Origin of the sequence: Stieleria bergensis (assembly GCA_007745635.1) — a bacterium.
GTDB lineage: Bacteria > Planctomycetota > Planctomycetia > Pirellulales > Pirellulaceae > Stieleria > Stieleria bergensis.
In genome coordinates, this window is sequence record CP036272.1 from 3,665,851 (window position 1) to 3,683,657 (window position 17,807).

14 protein-coding genes and 2 tRNA genes are annotated in these 17,807 nt (G+C 55.3%); 8 read left to right on the plus strand and 8 right to left on the minus strand.

The features are described 5' to 3' along the window. Window positions 1-328: 328 nt before the first annotated feature. Both SV7mr_RS12795 and SV7mr_RS12800 read right to left on the minus strand, forming a co-directional pair. Window positions 329-4,015: a mechanosensitive ion channel domain-containing protein gene (locus SV7mr_RS12795; RefSeq protein WP_145272566.1), complete on the minus strand. Its 3,687-nt coding sequence runs from the start codon at window positions 4,013-4,015 to the stop codon at window positions 329-331. Between the two features lie 193 nt (window positions 4,016-4,208). Next, complete coding sequence (locus SV7mr_RS12800) at window positions 4,209-5,024, minus strand: TrmH family RNA methyltransferase (RefSeq protein WP_419187335.1); 816 nt, start codon at window positions 5,022-5,024, stop codon at window positions 4,209-4,211. A gap of 248 nt (window positions 5,025-5,272) precedes the next feature. Here SV7mr_RS12800 and SV7mr_RS12805 point away from each other — a divergent pair, with 248 nt between their 5' ends. Both SV7mr_RS12805 and SV7mr_RS12810 read left to right on the plus strand, forming a co-directional pair. Next, window positions 5,273-6,430, plus strand: coding sequence for an N-acetyltransferase (locus SV7mr_RS12805; RefSeq protein WP_145272568.1), 1,158 nt, complete (start codon window positions 5,273-5,275; stop codon window positions 6,428-6,430). Window positions 6,431-6,580: 150 nt separating this feature from the next. Further along, window positions 6,581-7,918 carry a beta-ketoacyl synthase N-terminal-like domain-containing protein gene (locus tag SV7mr_RS12810; protein ID WP_145272570.1) on the plus strand — a complete coding sequence of 446 codons (1,338 nt, stop codon included), beginning with the start codon at window positions 6,581-6,583 and terminating at the stop codon, window positions 7,916-7,918. 161 nt (window positions 7,919-8,079) lie between these two features. Here SV7mr_RS12810 and SV7mr_RS12815 read toward each other — a convergent pair. Both SV7mr_RS12815 and SV7mr_RS12820 read right to left on the minus strand, forming a co-directional pair. Further along, a tRNA-Lys gene (locus SV7mr_RS12815) sits at window positions 8,080-8,152 on the minus strand. A 139-nt stretch (window positions 8,153-8,291) separates the two neighbouring features. Next, window positions 8,292-8,380: transfer RNA gene (locus SV7mr_RS12820), tRNA-Ser, on the minus strand. Window positions 8,381-8,926: 546 nt separating this feature from the next. Between SV7mr_RS12820 and SV7mr_RS12825 the strand changes: the two genes are divergently transcribed. The 5 genes from SV7mr_RS12825 (at window position 8,927) to SV7mr_RS12845 (ending at window position 11,982) form a co-directional block, all read left to right on the plus strand. Next, window positions 8,927-9,907: an FAD:protein FMN transferase gene (locus tag SV7mr_RS12825; protein ID WP_145272572.1), complete on the plus strand. Its 981-nt coding sequence runs from the start codon at window positions 8,927-8,929 to the stop codon at window positions 9,905-9,907. Between the two features lie 163 nt (window positions 9,908-10,070). After that, entirely contained in the window at window positions 10,071-10,580 is a 510-nt protein-coding gene (locus SV7mr_RS12830; protein WP_145272574.1) for a hypothetical protein, read from the plus strand. Between the two features lie 57 nt (window positions 10,581-10,637). Continuing rightward, a complete protein-coding gene (locus SV7mr_RS12835) occupies window positions 10,638-10,838 on the plus strand; it encodes a hypothetical protein (protein WP_145272576.1) in 201 nt (66 codons plus the stop codon). A gap of 95 nt (window positions 10,839-10,933) precedes the next feature. Continuing rightward, the gene (locus SV7mr_RS12840) at window positions 10,934-11,407 is read left to right on the plus strand and encodes a hypothetical protein (RefSeq protein WP_145272578.1); all 474 of its coding nucleotides are present in this window, start codon (window positions 10,934-10,936) and stop codon (window positions 11,405-11,407) included. Window positions 11,408-11,736: 329 nt separating this feature from the next. Next, window positions 11,737-11,982: a hypothetical protein gene (locus tag SV7mr_RS12845; protein WP_145272580.1), complete on the plus strand. Its 246-nt coding sequence runs from the start codon at window positions 11,737-11,739 to the stop codon at window positions 11,980-11,982. Window positions 11,983-12,145: 163 nt separating this feature from the next. On the opposite strand, the gene SV7mr_RS12850 is transcribed toward SV7mr_RS12845, so the two are convergent. Continuing rightward, window positions 12,146-13,411 (minus strand): nickel-dependent putative hexonate epimerase, encoded by a 1,266-nt coding sequence (locus tag SV7mr_RS12850; protein WP_145272582.1) that lies wholly within the window; start codon window positions 13,409-13,411, stop codon window positions 12,146-12,148. Between the two features lie 4 nt (window positions 13,412-13,415). Next, the gene (locus SV7mr_RS12855) at window positions 13,416-14,645 is read right to left on the minus strand and encodes a tRNA dihydrouridine synthase (protein ID WP_145272584.1); all 1,230 of its coding nucleotides are present in this window, start codon (window positions 14,643-14,645) and stop codon (window positions 13,416-13,418) included. Between SV7mr_RS12855 and SV7mr_RS12860 the strand changes: the two genes are divergently transcribed. Next, window positions 14,644-15,801, plus strand: a complete 1,158-nt coding sequence (locus SV7mr_RS12860) for an aldose epimerase family protein (RefSeq protein WP_473163636.1) — start codon at window positions 14,644-14,646, stop codon at window positions 15,799-15,801. The two genes, SV7mr_RS12855 and SV7mr_RS12860, sit on opposite strands and share 2 nt — an antisense overlap. Window positions 15,802-15,808: 7 nt before the next feature. Here SV7mr_RS12860 and SV7mr_RS12865 read toward each other — a convergent pair whose 3' ends face one another. Further along, the gene (locus tag SV7mr_RS12865; protein WP_145272586.1) at window positions 15,809-16,999 is read right to left on the minus strand and encodes a hypothetical protein; all 1,191 of its coding nucleotides are present in this window, start codon (window positions 16,997-16,999) and stop codon (window positions 15,809-15,811) included. A 175-nt stretch (window positions 17,000-17,174) separates the two neighbouring features. After that, window positions 17,175-17,705, minus strand: a complete 531-nt coding sequence (locus tag SV7mr_RS12870; RefSeq protein ID WP_145272588.1) for a lactoylglutathione lyase family protein — start codon at window positions 17,703-17,705, stop codon at window positions 17,175-17,177. Window positions 17,706-17,807: the final 102 nt, after the last annotated feature.

The window sequence follows — 17,807 nt, forward strand, 5'->3', positions numbered from 1 at the left end:
ACCGAGCGTCTCATTTTAAGACAAGACGGCCGCGTTGTCTCGCCTCCGCAAAGAACTCTTGCCAATCCTTCCCATTTTCCGCAAACTTCACAGCAGAAACACCGATCTGGCCTCGGTTTTCCTGGCCTCGGCTTTCAGAGAACTGGTTTTCAGAGAACTGGTTTTCCGGCAAACCAAGTGTGGCCCGAACGAGCACTAACTTCGACCGCCCCCCATAAGGGCAGCGAGCAGTGAGGCGAACTGTGATGAGCGGAGTTAACGTCGTCCTGATTCTCAGCCCCAGGCGGCTGTTCGATGGAACAACCGCGATGCAAGTCTTGTTCTCAGATCAGTTCCCGGGCGCAGGGACGCCAAGAGCTAACTTCAGCTCGTCGAGGTTGCCTTTCAGATTCAGGTCCCGCTGCGGGAATGGAATCTCGATCCCCGCTTCGGCGTACCGATCATGAATCTGCTGATAGATTTCCGTCGTCGTGCTGACTCGGTTGGCCATATCTGGCAAGTACGCCCGCAGGACTAAGTTCACTGAACTGTCTGCCATTTGTTCTACCGAAGCAAGCGGGGCTGGATCATCCATGATGCTCGGGTGATTGGTCGCGATTTCCAATAATAACAAGCGAGCCTTTTCGGTGTCACTTCCATAAGCGATACCAACGTGCAAGACCAGTCGGTTCACGGTGTTAGAGAGCGTCCAGTTCAGGAATGTCCCCGTAATGATATTTTTATTGGGGACGACAAAATCCTGTTGGTCCCAGTTTCGAATCGTGGTTGCACGCATTTGAATTCTCATGACCTTGCCCGTCGTCTGGTCCAACGTCACCACGTCGCCAACTCGAATGGGTTGCTCCAACAGCAGGATGATGCCGCAGACAAAGTTTGCAACAATCTCCTGCAAACCGAAACCAAGACCGACACTCAGCGCTGCTGCCATCCAACCGAACTTTGACCAATCGAGTTCCAGGAGGTTGAAGAAGATCAATGCAAACAACGCGATCAAGGCATACCGAATCAAGGTCGCCACTGCAAATCGACCTCCGCTGTCCAGCGAGGACCCGCGCAGAACGGTGAACTCCAACAGACCTGGCAGATTGGTCACGATACTCTTGGCGACAAAGAACAAGACCAGTGCTGCGAGTACGCTGGCCACACTGAGATCAAAAAACGGTATCCGCACGTCGGTTAGAGTGTCTGCCAACGGAATAATCCCCGTCCAGAACCACAGCAACGCTCCCAGCACCACGAGATTAGCCATCAAGCCCACGAGGGACCTTGTCTGTTCACTGATGGATTCCAAGTCCAAGACTTTGTTATCCATCTCCTCTTCGGGCGACATCAGGTCGCTGGACTTCTCTTCTGGCTTATCCTCCTGAATCGCCTCCAATCGCTCACGCCGACGTTCCAAGGCTTCTTCCAAGGCAAGTCGGCGCCGTTTAATGGCAAACCAGCGCAGTACCATGGAATCTAAAATCACGCCCAGCACGACAAGGCAAATGGTGACCAACATTCCCAGGCTCAGTTCACTAGCAGTGATCATGAATCCCATCGCTGCGATCACGAACATGAATGCAGGAGCAACAAATAGCAGGCTGCACCACAGCACTCTGGTCTTCGTGTACCAAGCGTCTGGGCGGGATTTTTTGCAAGCAGCCAACAAGCCGTGTTCGCCACGAAAAATCCTCCAGAGCATCCAAGCGATCCAGATCTGGCTTAGCAAAAAGGCGACACGACTGGTCCGGATCAAAGGATCAGTGCCCTGAATGTAGGACAAACTGCTGTAACAAATACTCAACGGAACGAACACGACTGCGAACAAAAACAACGACGAACGAATCCGCGCCAGAGTGTCGGGGTTCCAGCGAAAATGCGCCTCCGCCAGACCACCCTTGATGCAAACGGCGGCAAAGAACATCGAAAAGAAATAGATCCAAGCTGCCGACCGAAGCCCGAGTGATAGCCCGAGGCCCACTTCATTCAACCGAGCGATATGATGCAAATTCCAGCCGCAATAGCCAAGCATCTTCGGCAGGGGGATTGCAATCGCGAACGTCAGCAATAGAGCCTGAACAGTGTACCGGTATTTATCGGTTGAAACGCGACGAATGCGCGTGCCCGTGTACCGCAGGCGTTTCAAGATCATCGGACGCAGTAGCAGCAATAAGAGCATCAGGGTAAAAAAGACAGTGGTCGTGAGCGGTCGACTGCTAAAGATGTCCTGAACGGTTGACAGGAAATCAGCCCGTGTGTTGGGTTGGGCGGCCCAGTGAAAAGCCGTGTACATATTGTTGATGTCTTCGACACCCACCGGATCACAGCTGCGAACGACAAACCCAAACAAACTCTTTTCAACATACTCCTCAATATTTATCGCGGTTTCAGCGAGCGACTGCCGTTGATCCGCCAGATCACTTAACCCCAATTTTAAGCTGGAGTACTGGCCGGACACTGTGTCGATCAACTCTTCACGCGCTGCCAACAGTTTATCGATCGTATCACGTTGCTGTGGATCATAAGTTCGCACGGCAAATGTCTTCTCCAACCGTGCTTGTTGCCGCCCTTTCTCTTCCGCAGAGAACTGTCCGATTTCAGCCTGCCCAAGATCGGGGACAGGAACCAGTCGGTCATCCACTTTCACCGGCCGCAGTTCAAACGAACGATCGTCGTACTTCGCATCGCCCACCAACTTGAATAGCAACTGAGCCGTCAGCGGTCCCCCGAGCTTCTTGTTGATCAAGTCCTTCATGTAAACCAAACGCTGGTTGAGCTGACTGTCCTTGGACCTGATGCGTTCAGGAATATCGTTGACTTGCCGAGCACACTGCTGCAAGAACAGTGACTCCTTGCTAAGATCGCTGATCTGCTGGGCCAATTCCTGCGCTTCTTTATCATTCGGAATGTTCTTTTCGACCAACGAGGCCGCTGCGGTGGCCTGGGAGGTCAAACGCTGCTCAAGCTCTTTTTGCAAGAACCGAAACTCTTGCTTTTTGACCCGCAGCTCCTGATCGAGCTTGGCGACATCCAGCTTCAGAAGCTCTTGACGAGTCGCTTGACTCATCTGCTCCTGCAATAGTTCTTCGCGTTCAGCTGTCAGCTGGGCGACTTGAGCGAGATACAACTGCCGCTCAGAGTCTTCTTTGGGCGTATCATTGGCGCCACCTTCAGGCAATTGATTCAGCTCACCACGCACCACTGGCAACCTGCTTTTGATGGCTGTCAAACGAGTGGTGATGATCGTCGGGCGTGACTTCAGCTTTTCAAGATCTACTTCGAAGCCATCGCGTTTTTCCTGGATCGACTGGAGACCGGCCCGTAGCTGTAAGTCACGCGATTGCAACTCGGTAATCGGCAGCGTCCCCAATGCCGGATCCGCCTCCGCCTCCACGGTCGACATCTGCTCGACCTCAGCCTGCAATGTTTCGACAACCGTGGTCGAGGACATGAATTCTTTGTACTGCGTGATCTTGCCCCGAGAACGAATCGCTTGTTCGATGGACTTGAGCGCATCGCGGTAGGTGGATTTCAGCGTCTCGGAAGCCTCTGCCGGCAGCGCCTCCAAACGTTGACTGACGATCTCCTTGGATTTTGCCGGATCGTAATCGGTCATTTGGTTGCTGACTTCATCGGGCTTCTTGTCAGCATCAACTTCTGAACCGCTATCACCGGTGGCCGCAGGAACGTCCGTGCCGGTGGCCGCAGCGTCTGGCTTGGCTGGTGGCGATGCGGCCGGTTGAACGTCTTGCTGAAACGCGACCGGAACCACGCCGACGCTCGTGGGGGCGACCGGCACCATCTGGACTGATTGCGGCACTCGCTTGACTGGCTGCGGCGCCTGGTCGCTCAAGTGCGACTGGACCGCCACAGGACGCGAACTCATTGGCGTCACCGGCATTGGCCCGGGCAACTGAAACTGAGCGTCTAAACGTTCCGCATTGATCCCGCCGATCAGCAGTGTGGCACAGCACGCCAACACACATCCCAGTGGGTTCATCGAGACGGAGCGAAATCGTTGGCCTAAATCCATGGCGTCGCGTTTCTGTTGGAGTCACCCAAAACAGTGCATGTGGTCGATCAAACGACCGCAGCGCCTTGGGCTGGTGCAGAAAAAGAAAGAATTCGCGCGACCGTACCAAGTCGGAGCGGTGCGAGACCACACCGATTCTCGGGCAGCCGACGAATTGCCTACGGATTTCGCAGAGGGTTCACCGACCGCCTGTTTAGCAACCGTGAAGATTTCTTTGTCGCAGGGCTTCAAACAACAGAACAGCCGCTGATGCGGACGCGTTCAAGCTATCGACTTGCCCCGACATGGGAATCTGAACGGCTTCGATTGCTTCACAACGCTGATTGCTAAAGTGATCGCGCAGCCCCTTGGCTTCGTTTCCGATCACGATGGCCACACGGCCGGATAAGTCAGTGCTCCACAGTGGCTTGGCGGATTCGACGCGGGCGGTCACGATCCGATAACCATGGTGCAGCAGCCAGTCGGTTGCCTCCGCTTCGCTGGTCACCGCCAGAGGCAAGGTGAACGCCGCGCCCAAGCTGCCGCGAATCAAGTTGGGATTAAAGCGATCGGCCGTTTCTGGGGTCAGCAGCACCGCAGCGACTCCGGCGGCATCAGCGGTTCGCAATGCGGCTCCGATGTTGCCGGGCTTTTCAAAGTGGTCGAGCACCAGGATCGGCCCGTCACCGCGCGGTTGCAGCGACTGCAAGGATTGCGACGGAGCGAGAAACTCTGCCACAACTCCTCGCTGGCTTTGCCCATACCCGATCCGTTGCAACACCGCGGGACTGACTTCGACCAGACAATCCGCAGCGTTCTGCATCACCCAGTCGGCGGCCTCGCGAAATTCGGGCTCAACGTCTTGCACGGGACTGCAAACATACACCCCTTTGGGCGACATCTCTGCCTGCATTGCCAGTCGCGTTTCACGCCAACCATCGACCAAAAAGGTACCAGACTTACGACGCGCTCGGTTATCACGTAGCTTTACCAAGCGCTTAACGGTGGGGTTAGAAGGGCTGGACAGCACGATGTTTACGCAAGATAGGAAACCGTGATTGAATTGGCGGCCTGTAACGCCTTCATTGCCGATAATGAAGACAACTTTCGCCTGGACAAATCGTAGCAGCCCGCCATGGATACAGAAGCCAGCAAATCGCTAATTCTCCGAATCCCTGGCCGTCCAACACAGCCCATAAAAGTGGTCACCAAGCCAACCGCGTGTGGTCACCCTGACAGCTGACCGACGCCGCAACCACGCCCCCAATCAGCACATTCATGACAGACAGCAATCTTACGACCGCCAGTACCGCGTCAAGGACCATTGTGAAGGTCAGCTCGGGACGTCATCGCCGGCAGTTCTTTGAGCTGGAAAAGCGACTGTACCGAGACGACCCCAACTGGGTTTGCCCGCTGTGGTCTCAAAAGAAGCCACTTTGCGGATTTGGTAAACACCCGTTCTACCTGCAGGCGGATCATCAAGCCTTCTTGGCCTTCGATGGCCAACGGCCGGTGGGGCGAATTGTGGCCATCGCCAACCATGCCCATAACCGACATTACAAAGACAAAGTCGGCTTCTTCGGTTTTTTCGAATGCGAAGACGACCCGCGCGCCGCAGCGATGCTGTTTGATGCGGCCGCCAGCTGGCTCAAGGAACGCGGCCTGGAAAGCCTTCGTGGCCCCATCAACCCTAGCCTAAACTACGAAGGCGGGTTGTTGATCGATGGCTTTGACACGCCGCCAACGTTCCTGATCGCCTACAACCACGCCTATTACCAAAATCTGTTCGAAGCGGCACAGCTCGAACATTGCCAGGACCTGTTCTGTTACGACGCCAGCGTGGATGACCTGGACACGCTTGATCCGAAACTGCAGTTCATCATTGACGAAGCCAAGCGACGCTTCAAAGTGGAATGTCGACCGCTGAACACCAAGCGATTCAACGAAGACATCAAGATTTTCCTGGACATCTACAATCGATCCCTGCACGCGACATGGGGCTACGTTCCCATGAGTGACGCCGAACTGCGGCAGATGGCATCCGGCTTGAAGATGCTGCTGGTGCCCGAACTGACAAGCATCGCAGAGATCGAAGGCCGCCCAGTCGGAGTGGGATTCGGACTGCTAGATTTCAATCAAGTCCTCAAAACCATGAATGGCCGTTTGCTGCCTTTTGGCTGGATGAAACTGATGCGCGGCAAGAAGAACATCGATCGCCTGCGCCTCGTCAGCACCAATGTCTTGCCAGAATACCAAAGCTGGGGCCTAGGCTTGGTCACGCTGAACTACATCCTTCCGGCGGCGTTGGAATACGGAATTCAGATTGGCGAGTTTTCCTGGGTGCTGGAAAGCAACCGCCTCTCACGGGGCACCATCGAACGCGGTGGCGCGAAAAAGCGAAAGACACTACGGATCTTTGAACGCCCAATCACGTGACCGCTGCACCGGGCGAGTGCTTGTCGAAACAGCTCTGACACAGACTGCTGACGACAATTTCTCCCTCCCTTGTTTTTGATAATTGGTTCATACTGCTTCAGTCCAGACAAGCCGTTCATTTTTACCCTGCCCTTCTCCACTGCAACCATCATGACGCACGATCCCATCGCAATCACTGGTGTCGGGCTGGTCACTGCGATCGGCATTGGCAACCAGGAATACTTTGACGGACTGCTCAGTGGACACAACGGTGTGACGTCACTCGCCGATCGAACCGATGGCGATGTGACTCCAGACGAAAATGAACCTGTCGATGGTGTCTGGGTGGGAGCACCGATCACCGCGTTTGAGCCCAAGAAGTACGTTCGGCCCCGCAAGGCGCTGAAGGTCATGTGCCGCGAAATTCAGATTGCACTCGCGTCGGCCCATTTGGCACTCGAACATGCCGGTATTGAAGGCCCGCTGACCGACGATGGAGCACTCTCGCCCTCTCGTGTCGGCACCGTGTATGGCAGCGAATTGTATTACACACCACCGGCTGACTTAGTCGACTCGATTCGCAGCTCCGTTGACGAGTCCGGCGAAGTCATGCTAAGTGATTTTGGAGCCGCTGTTCGCCGCGACGTCATGCCGCTATGGATGCTGAAGTTCCTGCCCAACATGCCCGCTTGCCAGGTCAGCATTGCCATCAACGCGCAAGGACCAAGCAACACCCTGGTTGCAGCCGATGCTTCCGGCCCCAACGCGCTCGCTGAAGCGATCTCTTACCTGCAACGCAACCTCGCAGACCTCGTCCTTTGCGGCTCCTCAGGCACTCGCATCGGTGCCCTGCGACTTGCCTACCACGGCGATCTGCCGACGGTTCAACGAGGCGAGCGATCGCTCGAACACACTGCCGTTGCCCATGGCAGAGAAGCCTGTGGCGTGGTGGGTGGCGAAGGCGCCGCATCGCTTACCCTGGAACCTTTGACTCGCGCTCAACAGCGTGGTGCAACGGTGATGGGAATCGTAAGCTCTATCGCCAGCCGATTCGTTGCGGCGGAATCTATCCGTAGCGGCACGTACAGCGGAGAGCTTCATCCGAAGCACTCCAAGGGATCAGCCCCCGCGCTAAAACTTGCGATCCAAGCGACCCTTGAGCAAGCCGATCTGACTGCTGACCAAATCGGTGCCGTTGTATCACACGCCGTTGGTGAACTGGGCATGGATCAAGCCGAGCGGACGGCGTTAGCTGAAACCGGCATCAACGCGCCCCTGGTGGCACCCTATGCGTCTCTCGGGCACACCGGTGCAGCCTCAGGCATGATCGAACTTGCAACGGCCGCCTTGATCACCGCTAACAACCAAGTGCCACCGACTCGAAACGCCGACCTGGCCGCTGAGGATTGCTTCCTGCAAACCCCTCAGTTTCTTAAACAACCCCATGTGCTCGCGCTGAGCCAAACCTGCGAAGGCGCCGCCACCGCAGCGATCATCAGCCAGCCGTAAAACGCTCAAAGGCCTGCACGACGCTGCACGCTCTGCAATCAATCGCTAAACGCGCGGCGCAAGCAAGTGACGCAGGAATGGTTAGCCCATGAGCAAGCCAAGCATTGAAGCTTCAGGCCAACGCCTCTCGACCACAAGCTACTGGGAGAGGAGGAAAGAAATGAGAGTGCTGGGACTCGAACCCAGGACCATTCGATTAAAAGTCGAAGGCTCTACCAACTGAGCTACACTCTCGTGGCTGCTTGCAAGCAAGTCAGCGACTTTGCGAGGGGCGGTTAAAGGCCCGTCACAGAGAACATTCCATCGGCTGACCCGCAGAAAAACTCTGCGAATAACCATCTGATCCGATGTCGTTTGACGGCAAAGGAAACAGCGGAGCGGACAGGATTCGAACCTGCGGAACCAGTTTCCCGGTTCACCGATTTAGCAAACCGGCGCTTTCGACCACTCAGCCACCGCTCCGTTTCCACCGCGAATCCGACGTACCAACGTGTGGCGGTTCAGATTTCGGTGATTCAGTGCAATGTTCTTGTGGCGAGATTGTGTGGGATGAATCAATTTTTGACAACCCGTTACGGGGCAAGTAAAGTCGCATTTCCTGATAGAATTTCCTCCAATCCAACCGTTCCACCACGAATCGGCCTCGCTTGAGTCGGATTGCATTAAAAGAGACAAATTCGTCTCATTTTGACGGCCATTCCAACCCCGCCACCAGACAAGAAACCTCTGATCGCCATAGGTTCACGGTCAGGGAGCGTTTCCTGTCCACCGGAGGAGCGCCGTTCAGGGTGTCGGCGAATACCACTGTTTTGAACCAACGTCCAGTGCCGTGCTTGCACGCACGCCAAGACGTCCAGTGCTGTGCTTGCACGCACGCTACGGAGGCTTGATGGTTACTGTGGGTTGAACCATGCTGACGAGATCCCGTCGCGCTCTCGCAGCGGCCCCACAGATTGATCGTCACTCCTTACTCAACACTGCATCCATTGGCCAACACCCGCCCTTCCAATGCTTAGCACCATCACTCACCGATCCATGGCGACTGAATTTGTGGTCATGCTTGCCGCCGAAGATCAGCACCAGATGGACGCTGCGTTCCAGGCATTGGAGCAGCTTGATGCGATTGAAGCGGCCTTATCAACGTACCGTCCAGAGAGCGAAATCAGCCTCGTCAATCGCTCGGCCTACGACGCACCGGTCAAACTCTCGTCGCCGATCTATGCATTGCTGGAACGTTCCCTGCAGTGGAGCCAACTGACCGACGGCGCCTTCGACATCACTGCAGGACCACTGATCCGCGCTTGGGGATTCATGGAACGACGCGGACGCGTTCCAAGTCGCCAAGAACTAGAGCAAACGCTGAAGTCGTGCGGTCATCAAAAGGTCCTTTTAAATCCCAGCGACCAGTCCATCCAATTCCAAGCCGCAGGCATGGAACTCAATTTAGGTGCCATCGGCAAGGGCTACGCATTGGATGTGCTCTCCAAGCAATTGTTGGCGCAGGGTGTCAACAACTTTCTCATCCATGGCGGCAATAGCAGCGTGATTGCACAGGGCAATCAGTCAAGTGACAGCGATCCCGGCTGGGCCGTGGGCGTGGCTCATCCCACCAAGCCCAATGTTCGCTTGGCCGGCTTCCGACTCCACAATCAAGCATTATCCACAAGCGGGACAGGCAAGCAATTCTTCCATCACCGCGGCAAACGTTATGGCCACGTCATCGATCCTCGAACCGGCCAGCCCGGTGGCGAATTGCTCTCGTTGACCGCTGTCATGGACAACGCCACCGATGCGGAGGCCGCGAGCACCGCATACTTTCTCTCCAGCTTGCAATCGCTTTCGGCACGCTACGAAGACCAGGGCGAAATTGCGAGCTTCCCTCATCAAACCCCGTCACTGTTAGCGGTTCGCAAATCAGATCGACAAGATCAAGTGATCACGCAAAGCCTCGGGACATTCAACTGGGTCGATCCGCCCGCAACAACCTAGCCATCGCGCCCAGCCATCGCGCGATAGTCTTGCCAGTGCTTCCTGCCTAAAATTGAAGCATGGATCAAATCGCCCACTCCTACGAGTGCGCAGGGAGACGGACTCTGCTAAGCTTGGGGAATCCACACCCGCCCACTCATCCCTAGCTTGCCTTTCCAATCTCATGAACCACAGTCATCTGCCGCGATTGTTCTTTACACTGACCTTGTTCCTGACCCTGCCTTTACTCAGTGGCTGTCCGCTAAACGGCACCGGAAATACCATCGGCGACACCGTGCTCCATGGTGACTGGAACATGAAATCAATGGTGCCACTGGAAACCGGAGAAAAAATCGATCTCAGCAATGACTACACCTTCCGACCGGACAAGACGTTTACCAACATTTCACACGTGAAGCTCATTGACGGTGCGACAAATGAATTGCTTTACCAACAGACAACCGAAGAAACGGGGACATGGACGATTGATGGCGACGACTCCTGCTGGACAACTTCCGAAGCGAAGATCATAGACTTTGATAGTCGCACCCCACTGATTACGCGAGAGATGATTGAACAAGAGCTGGAAAACGAACTTCCACCAGAGTGTCTCCAAATCGTCTCGGCTAGCCATTCCAAGATCACCTTGCGATTGATTTCCGAAGGTGGCATGGTTATTTTGGTGCGAAAATGATGCCTTGACCAACAGGAAAATAGGCTCGCTCACTGACCAGCCATTAGGACTTTCATCATGGGAATTTTCATCATCGCCGCCTGTGTGATCGGTGTCGCAACCGCCGCCAATAGCCAGGAGGAATCCCCAGTGCTTTGGGGAATCCTGGCAGTGGTCTTCTGTGTCGGCGGCGGATTATTTGGCGGTTGGCTTGGCCAGTGCATCGGAGGCGTTTCCGCGTTTGGATTCATGCAATTAAAAATCGCGCGCTACGGATAGTCGAATGACGCTCTATTGGCAAAGGCTGACACCGCAGGTTTCTGCGTGACAGCATCTCCTCGCCCGTTTCATCTCTCTCAATGATTTCAACATCGATGTCAGCTTCAACCAATCAGTGGCAATACGGTAAACTTCGCTCCAGTCATTCCTGGGTTCTGTGGGTGTTAATCTTAACGGGCCTGCTATCAGCTCCCGCTGCCTGGTTCCTAAGAGACTCGATCGCGTTGGGCCGGACTCCTCTGCCAGCCTGGACCGTTCTCTTGGTCGGCGGACTGCTTGCCATTGCCGGGCTTTTTGCCACCGCAGCAATTCTCAAAGGCCGCAGCGGGCCGCCCAAGCTGATCTCCATGGAAGCCGGGCATTTCACTCTGCCAGGCAGCATGCTGTCCGGTCCTGGATGGTCGTGTCGCTTGGACGAGGTCTCAGTCCGCACCACCGAAATTGGCTTCGTCAAACAGATGCATCTTTCCGGTCCAAAAAAACGGGCCACCCTGTCCTCGGCACTGTTTGAAAGCGACGCTGATTTCGATCGCCTGGTCCACGCTCTGAATCAATCGCACGCGTCGTAGAACCGTGGCTAACGCCAAACCGGCTGATCGGGTCCGCGGCCGGGCGTGGTGTTTCCTTTGTCCTGAACCGCCTTTCCACGCTGCGTGACGAAATCGCCGGCAATTCGGCGCGGTTGATCAATTCGCCCTAGACTTGCAACCGTCAAAAGAGGTAGCAATAAAGCTGACCAACCATGGCGGAACGCTGTGGAACTGGCGTGAAACACGAGAGCCTGGCAATCGGCTCCCTCGGGACGAAACGAGATCAAGCGTCCCGAATTTCACTCCGATAACAGACAGCGGGAAGGTTGGGTATTTCCGATTCTGCAGATTCAATGGATTGAACCAATATGAACTTTAACTTCTTCGAATGGCTTCGAGATGGCGTCCGCCGATCTGTCCTGTTGGGCGTCAGCGACGCGGTTGAGACCATGGGTGTCCCTGACACCGAAAAAGACCCTCATCCAGCGATCGCTGGCTTGTTTGGTGATGAGGCCAAAGCATTGGCGGCACCGAAATCGCCTCGCAAGCGCACGACGAAAACGTCACAGCGCCGCCTGGGCAAATCACTGAAAGAAATCGCACCCACGAAGTAACATTCGCGTGGAAAAAACAATTGATCAACACGCCACGGCCCCCCGTTCGTCGGCGTGTTTTTTTATGCGCTGCCCCAACCACAAGACGCCAGCGGTGAGTTGAATCAGCCAGCACCAGACCAACGACAGACAGACCGGTGGCTAACGTCAAAACCGCTGGGGATTACAGCTCGGCTCGCCACAGCCCCAGGGCTGGGTTCTGGATGTAATAGAATTCCGAACCGTCGGTATCGGTGTGCCAACCATCTTGCAATGAATTCACATCGTATCGCTGCATCAACTGGTTGATATCACCGGGGGTGTAGCCCACCGAGGCAATTTCATCGGGCGACAACTTCCCAGCTCCGTAAACCACTTCGAAGCGATTCTCGGGCGATCCGTGCACCAAGTGAGCGGCGGCCGATGGATTGGCAGCCAGATCGGGATTCTCATCGACCAGCTTGACGATCTCTGCCTTGGTCCGATAGCCATAACGTCTGATCAATCGATCAATCTCTTTGTCCTCGCCAAACTCTTCGACAGCCGGCCCCAAGATCGTCAATCGGCCTCCGGTGGCGATTGCCAGTCGGGTGCGATAGATCGCTTTGTTGCCCAACCAAGTGCTTTTGAATTCAGACGGATCCAGATAAGCCACCACGTGCTGGGGAGGCTTCTCAAGATGATTGATGTTGACTTTAAATGCCAGCTCACTGGCGGCGAAAAAGGTGTCATGATCGTCGCCGATGTAAAGCCCGCGAGTGTGCAAGGTTCCATCTGGCATCTGCTGGATCACCGTCAAGGCATACAGCACTGGCATCGATTGACAGAAATGATCCTGGGCGTAGTTCAAAATCTTACGCAGTGGCGTGTTGGCTCGGCCGAGTGTTTGTTCAATGCCGTAGACTGCGCTCAAGTAGTGGCTTTCGTTGATCCCCTCCACTCCACCGGTGCCGACGAAGATATTTTTGTTGTAGTTCGCCATGCCGATGACTTCATGAGGCACAACTTGACCGATGGAGAAGATCAAATCGTGACCACCGTCACGGAGCATCTTGTTGACCTGCGCCTTCCAGGGCTTTTGATACACCCCTTCGGTCACTTCACTGACATAGGATTCAGGCACCGTCCCCAGCGTCACTACATCGTCTCGCCAGCGGTGAGGCCGAAACAGATCCAGCGGCACGCCGGGAAACATATGCGTCAACTGATCTGGATTCATGGGGCTGTGAGTTCCCAGCGCTGGCATGATGTCCGTGATCGCTGATCCCAGCATCTCATGACACAACGAAGTGATTTCGCCAGCTCGACTGAACAGTCGCGTGTGATCAGGAGGCAGTAAGAGAATCTTTTTCTTTTCGCCGATCTTTGCAAACGTCTCTGCCAGTGCTGAACGCAGATCGTCACTGGTCAACGAGGTGGTTTCGCTGCCGCACTGAAAATAGGTCGTCATGGGTTTACTCTTCCTGGCTGCGATGGGTTTCCACGGGGATGTACTGGCCTGGGCCGTCAACGCGATAATGTTTCTCTAGCGTTGCCTCGAACGCTTCGCGATCACGGATGCGAACAAAATCGGGTCGCACGTTTTCGTAATCGGGATGACACATGCTGTATTTAATGGCAAATTTGCGCATTAGCAAAGGGGCCCGCTTTTCACCGTAAGTGTGTTCGCACAATGCAAAATGCTCGCGCATCGTGTCGACTTGCTGATGCAATGTCGGCGGCGGGGTGATGGGCAGTCCCTGTGCCAGGGCATTGACTTGCTGAAAAATCCAAGGATTGCCGATCGCCCCTCGAGCGATGGTGACGCCATCAATGCCGGTGGTGGCCATCATACGCAAGCAGTCTTGGGCGGTGAACAGGTCGCCACTGCCGAGGATCTTCATCCGCTGGCCCACATGCGTTTTGACTTCTTTCAGAAACTCCCAGCGACTGGGGCCGACGTAACGCTGCTGCACTGTGCGACCATGAATGGTTGCGGCCGCCAAACCGATCTCCATGGCTCCATCCAGAATCTGAAAGAAGTCATCACGCGATTCGTTGCTGTCATCGATCCCGCGACGCATCTTCACCGTCACCGGGAGATGATCAGGAACCATCTCGCGCGTTCGCCGCAAAATTTCCAGGGCAACACTGGGCTGTGATAGATGGAAACCACCACGACAGCGGCCCAGCACTTTCTTTACGGGGCAACCGAAGTTCACGTCAATGATATCGAAACCTGCTTCGACCAGTTTCATTGCCCCCATTGAGAACTGTTCCGGTTCCGCCCCCATCAGTTGGCCGCCCACCGGATGCTCCTCGGGATGAATGTCGAGAAAGTGCTTGGTTTTCTGGCGTTTGCCCAACGCCAACAAGAACTGATCCAGCATGACTTCGCAAACGCTGTAGCTAGCGCCGTGTCGCTTCGCGATCACTCGCATGGGCAGATCACTGTATCCGCTTAGCGCTGCCTGCACGAAGGGGCTGCCGATTTCAACATTGCCAATGGTCAGCGGACGGTACTGAAATTCAGGTTCTGGCAGCACCGCCGTGTCCGTTGCCGAGATCGCATCCGTTACACTGGTCGGCTCAGCCTGGCTGATCGTCTGCCTCGACGGAGCGTCCACTGAAAGCGGTCCCGATCGCTGCTCAGAAGCGGCATCGGTGTTTGGTCCCCTATTTATCTTCTTTGGTAAACCGGTCATGATGTTGCGAACCTCGTTCTCTGGTGCCTTTCGCTACAGCCTGTTATGGTCGATCGTATTGGCATTTCAATCCTACCTAGACGCGCAAACCTTCGTTTCAAACGCAGCTCCATCCATGAAAATCGAAACCGCTTCATTCGGAACCGTCGACGATCAACCCATCACGCGCTACACGATGATCAACGATCATGGCCATCGTGCCAGCGTCATGAACTTTGGCGCCACTCTGTTGGAAGTTGAAGTTCCCGATCGTGATGGGAACCTGGCCAACGTCAACCTTAGCTTCGACTCGCTGGATCGCTATGTTGCTGGGCATCCCTACTTTGGCAGCTCAGTCGGTCGCTTTTGCAACCGAATCGGACACGCCAAATTCACCATCGATGGTGTTGAGTATCCCCTGACGGTCAATCATGGGAAACACCAACTGCACGGCGGAATCAAGAATTTCTCTTACCAGGTCTGGAACGCCGAGCCCATTGAGGGCGAAGGCCATGTAGCTGTTCGATTGACACTGGTCAGTCCAGACGGTGACAACGGCTTTCCCGGCACGGTGACCGCCACCGCAGAGTACCGCTGGAACAACGATGACGAACTGACGATCATCTACTCGGCCACGACCGACAAACCCACTCACGTGAACTTGACCAACCACAGTTACTGGAACCTTGGCGGGGTGGGCTCTGGAACCGCCAAGGGTTACCAGGCAACCATCGCTGCGGATCTGGCACTAGACGTCGATGAAGACCTCATTCCCACCGGCAAACTCAATCCGGTGGAGGGCACGCCCTTGGACTTCCGCACTGCACACACCCTGGGCGAGCGGATCGAGCAGTTGCCGGCCACCAAAGGCTACGATCACTGCTATGTCGTTCGTGGCGACGCAGGCACTCTGCGACACGCGGCGACCGTGGTTGATCCAGCCACCGGACGAAGCCTCCAGATCTCAACCACCCAGCCGGGCATCCAACTGTACACCGCCAATCACCTGGGCGGTGGCCCCGACAATGCCAACCATGGGGCTCATGAGGCGTTCTGCCTAGAAACGCAACACTACCCGGATGCTCCCAACAAGCCCGAATTTCCGTCGACCTTGCTTGAGCCTGGGCAAACGTTGCAAGAAACCACCGTGCACCGCTTTGGAGTCCAAGCCAACTGAGCGATGACTACTTGATGTCCGTCTTCAGGGCGCTGCCATCGGGACGCGTGAGACGAAATTGGAACTGCCAATCCTGAGCCCAGGGCTGAGTCTGTGCGTTTTGCAAAACCTTGATCAGCACCGTGTTGCCCGTCGCTTGCAAACGACACGAATCGATGTATTGGTCGATTCGTGTTCCAGAGTGATACACTTCGTTTGCAGAAACCAATTTGCCATTGACCCAAACCTTACTGGCATTGATGCAACCGATCCGCATCTGACAGTCGCCTTCCGGTAAAGGTGACAGCACATCAAATTTGGCAAACAAATAGGCCACACTGTCCTTGGCATTTTCCAGCGGCTCGTTGATGTCCACCATCCCCAACTGATCCTCACTGATGATCAGTTGCCAAGCGATGGGCCCTAACTTGCCTTCTTCGGTGAGCGGTTTGCCATCGGCACCCAGACGCACGGGGTCACCACTTTCCAGGTACTGGTTCTCTGGAAGGTACGCAGTGTCGAAGTGCTTGCTGCCCGTGTTATCAAACGGACCGATCAATTGAAACGAGCGCATCATGCCAAGCGTTTCAGCCAAGTCCACTGGCTTGCCAAGCGCCTTGAGTGTCTTGGCCGCCGTTTGAAGCTGCTTGGGACTGCGCGCGTTGGCGACAACCCGCGTCAACGTTTCGATCGCTGCGTCAGGCTGATCTTTCCGCACCGCATCTGCTTGATCAATCAAGGCTTGAATTTTCAGATAACGCACCGGAAGCGAAGGGTCTGTTTCCGCATCCCCTAGCAGAACCGCTTGGCGCGAGGGATCATTGGCAACCAACAGTTGATAGGCCAAGTATCGAGCATCCGCGTCTGCCTGACGATCGGCAAAGTAGGCATTCAGTGGCTCGGTTGGAAAAGGCCCATTGTCAGCAACATCGGCAGCAACGGCGCGCAACCAGTTTCTCCCGCGCACTGTGGCGGGACCAAATCCATCCAAAACAACCTTGATCTGAGTGCTCGGAAGCACCGACAAAGTCTCCACCGCTGCGGTCGTTGCTGAATCACCAATGGTTTCCTGATCCGCCGCAGCGATCGACTGCAACGCTGCCTCGATCGCCTGATCAGCAGCCTGACCGGGTGAAGCAAAAACAGTGACGAACAAAGTCGACAGACAAAACAGTGAAGCAATGCGGCGTGCGACCGCGCGTCCAACGCAACAAGGCATCTGATTGGCTCGATAAAGCTGGTAAGAAACGAGTGACAGGTGAAGCCACTATCATAGCCAAACAGATCCGCCCTGTGTGAATCGTCGCAGCGGGCCAAGAAGCACTGTCATGCTGGGCGTGCAACACTGCCCGCCGGTCGCAAACGTTGTTCCAGCATGACCACGGCCAGCGGAATCAATCGCAGAGCGATTCCGCCGCGCCGGTCTTGACTTTGTCCTGATACGCACCCGCCGAATAGGTTAGTTCATAGCTGTGCGAGTACAGTTCCAGCAGGTTGCCAAACGGATCCTCGCAGTACACCATGCGATAGGGTTTCTCGCCAGGGTAATACTCACGAATCGGCATTCGCTGTTTGCCGCCATTGGCAACAATCGCTTTGGCCAACCCCTCGACATCCGGATCTTGAACACAGAAGTGAAACACACCGGTCTTCCAGTATTCGAAATTGTTTTCCGGCGTCTCATGGTTTTCGAATTCAAAGAATTCAACCCCCACGCGATCACCAGTGGACAGGTGTGCGATGCGAAATCGGTTCCAACCCTCGCCAAACACATCGTTGCACATCAGGCCAATCGCAGAATCATCGGAAACCACTTCGGTCGGTGGCATGATGACATACCAACCCAGGACCTGGGAATAAAACTCCACCGCCTTGTCCAAATCTGGAACCGAGATGCCGATGTGCGAAAAGGTTCTGGGGTACATCTCAATGCGCTCCTGCGAAGCTGGTTGTTGTGGCTGCAATGACGTTGCAAAGCATAGCACGGCGGTAACCAGCGCGATGCGGACTTACCCACCAGCGGGTCT

What these genes read in the sequence shown, in the direction of transcription:
- SV7mr_RS12795 (WP_145272566.1), bottom strand. Translation starts at nt 4,015, where the DNA reads ATGGATTTAGGCCAACGATTTCGCTCCGTCTCGATGAACCCACTGGGA.
- SV7mr_RS12805 (WP_145272568.1), top strand. Translation starts at nt 5,273, where the DNA reads ATGACAGACAGCAATCTTACGACCGCCAGTACCGCGTCAAGGACCATT.
- SV7mr_RS12810 (WP_145272570.1), top strand. Translation starts at nt 6,581, where the DNA reads ATGACGCACGATCCCATCGCAATCACTGGTGTCGGGCTGGTCACTGCG.
- SV7mr_RS12825 (WP_145272572.1), top strand. Translation starts at nt 8,927, where the DNA reads ATGCTTAGCACCATCACTCACCGATCCATGGCGACTGAATTTGTGGTC.
- SV7mr_RS12830 (WP_145272574.1), top strand. Translation starts at nt 10,071, where the DNA reads ATGAACCACAGTCATCTGCCGCGATTGTTCTTTACACTGACCTTGTTC.
- SV7mr_RS12835 (WP_145272576.1), top strand. Translation starts at nt 10,638, where the DNA reads ATGGGAATTTTCATCATCGCCGCCTGTGTGATCGGTGTCGCAACCGCC.
- SV7mr_RS12840 (WP_145272578.1), top strand. Translation starts at nt 10,934, where the DNA reads ATGTCAGCTTCAACCAATCAGTGGCAATACGGTAAACTTCGCTCCAGT.
- SV7mr_RS12845 (WP_145272580.1), top strand. Translation starts at nt 11,737, where the DNA reads ATGAACTTTAACTTCTTCGAATGGCTTCGAGATGGCGTCCGCCGATCT.
- SV7mr_RS12850 (WP_145272582.1), bottom strand. Translation starts at nt 13,411, where the DNA reads ATGACGACCTATTTTCAGTGCGGCAGCGAAACCACCTCGTTGACCAGT.
- SV7mr_RS12860 (WP_473163636.1), top strand. Translation starts at nt 14,644, where the DNA reads ATGATGTTGCGAACCTCGTTCTCTGGTGCCTTTCGCTACAGCCTGTTA.
- SV7mr_RS12855 (WP_145272584.1), bottom strand. Translation starts at nt 14,645, where the DNA reads ATGACCGGTTTACCAAAGAAGATAAATAGGGGACCAAACACCGATGCC.
- SV7mr_RS12865 (WP_145272586.1), bottom strand. Translation starts at nt 16,999, where the DNA reads ATGCCTTGTTGCGTTGGACGCGCGGTCGCACGCCGCATTGCTTCACTG.
- SV7mr_RS12870 (WP_145272588.1), bottom strand. Translation starts at nt 17,705, where the DNA reads ATGTACCCCAGAACCTTTTCGCACATCGGCATCTCGGTTCCAGATTTG.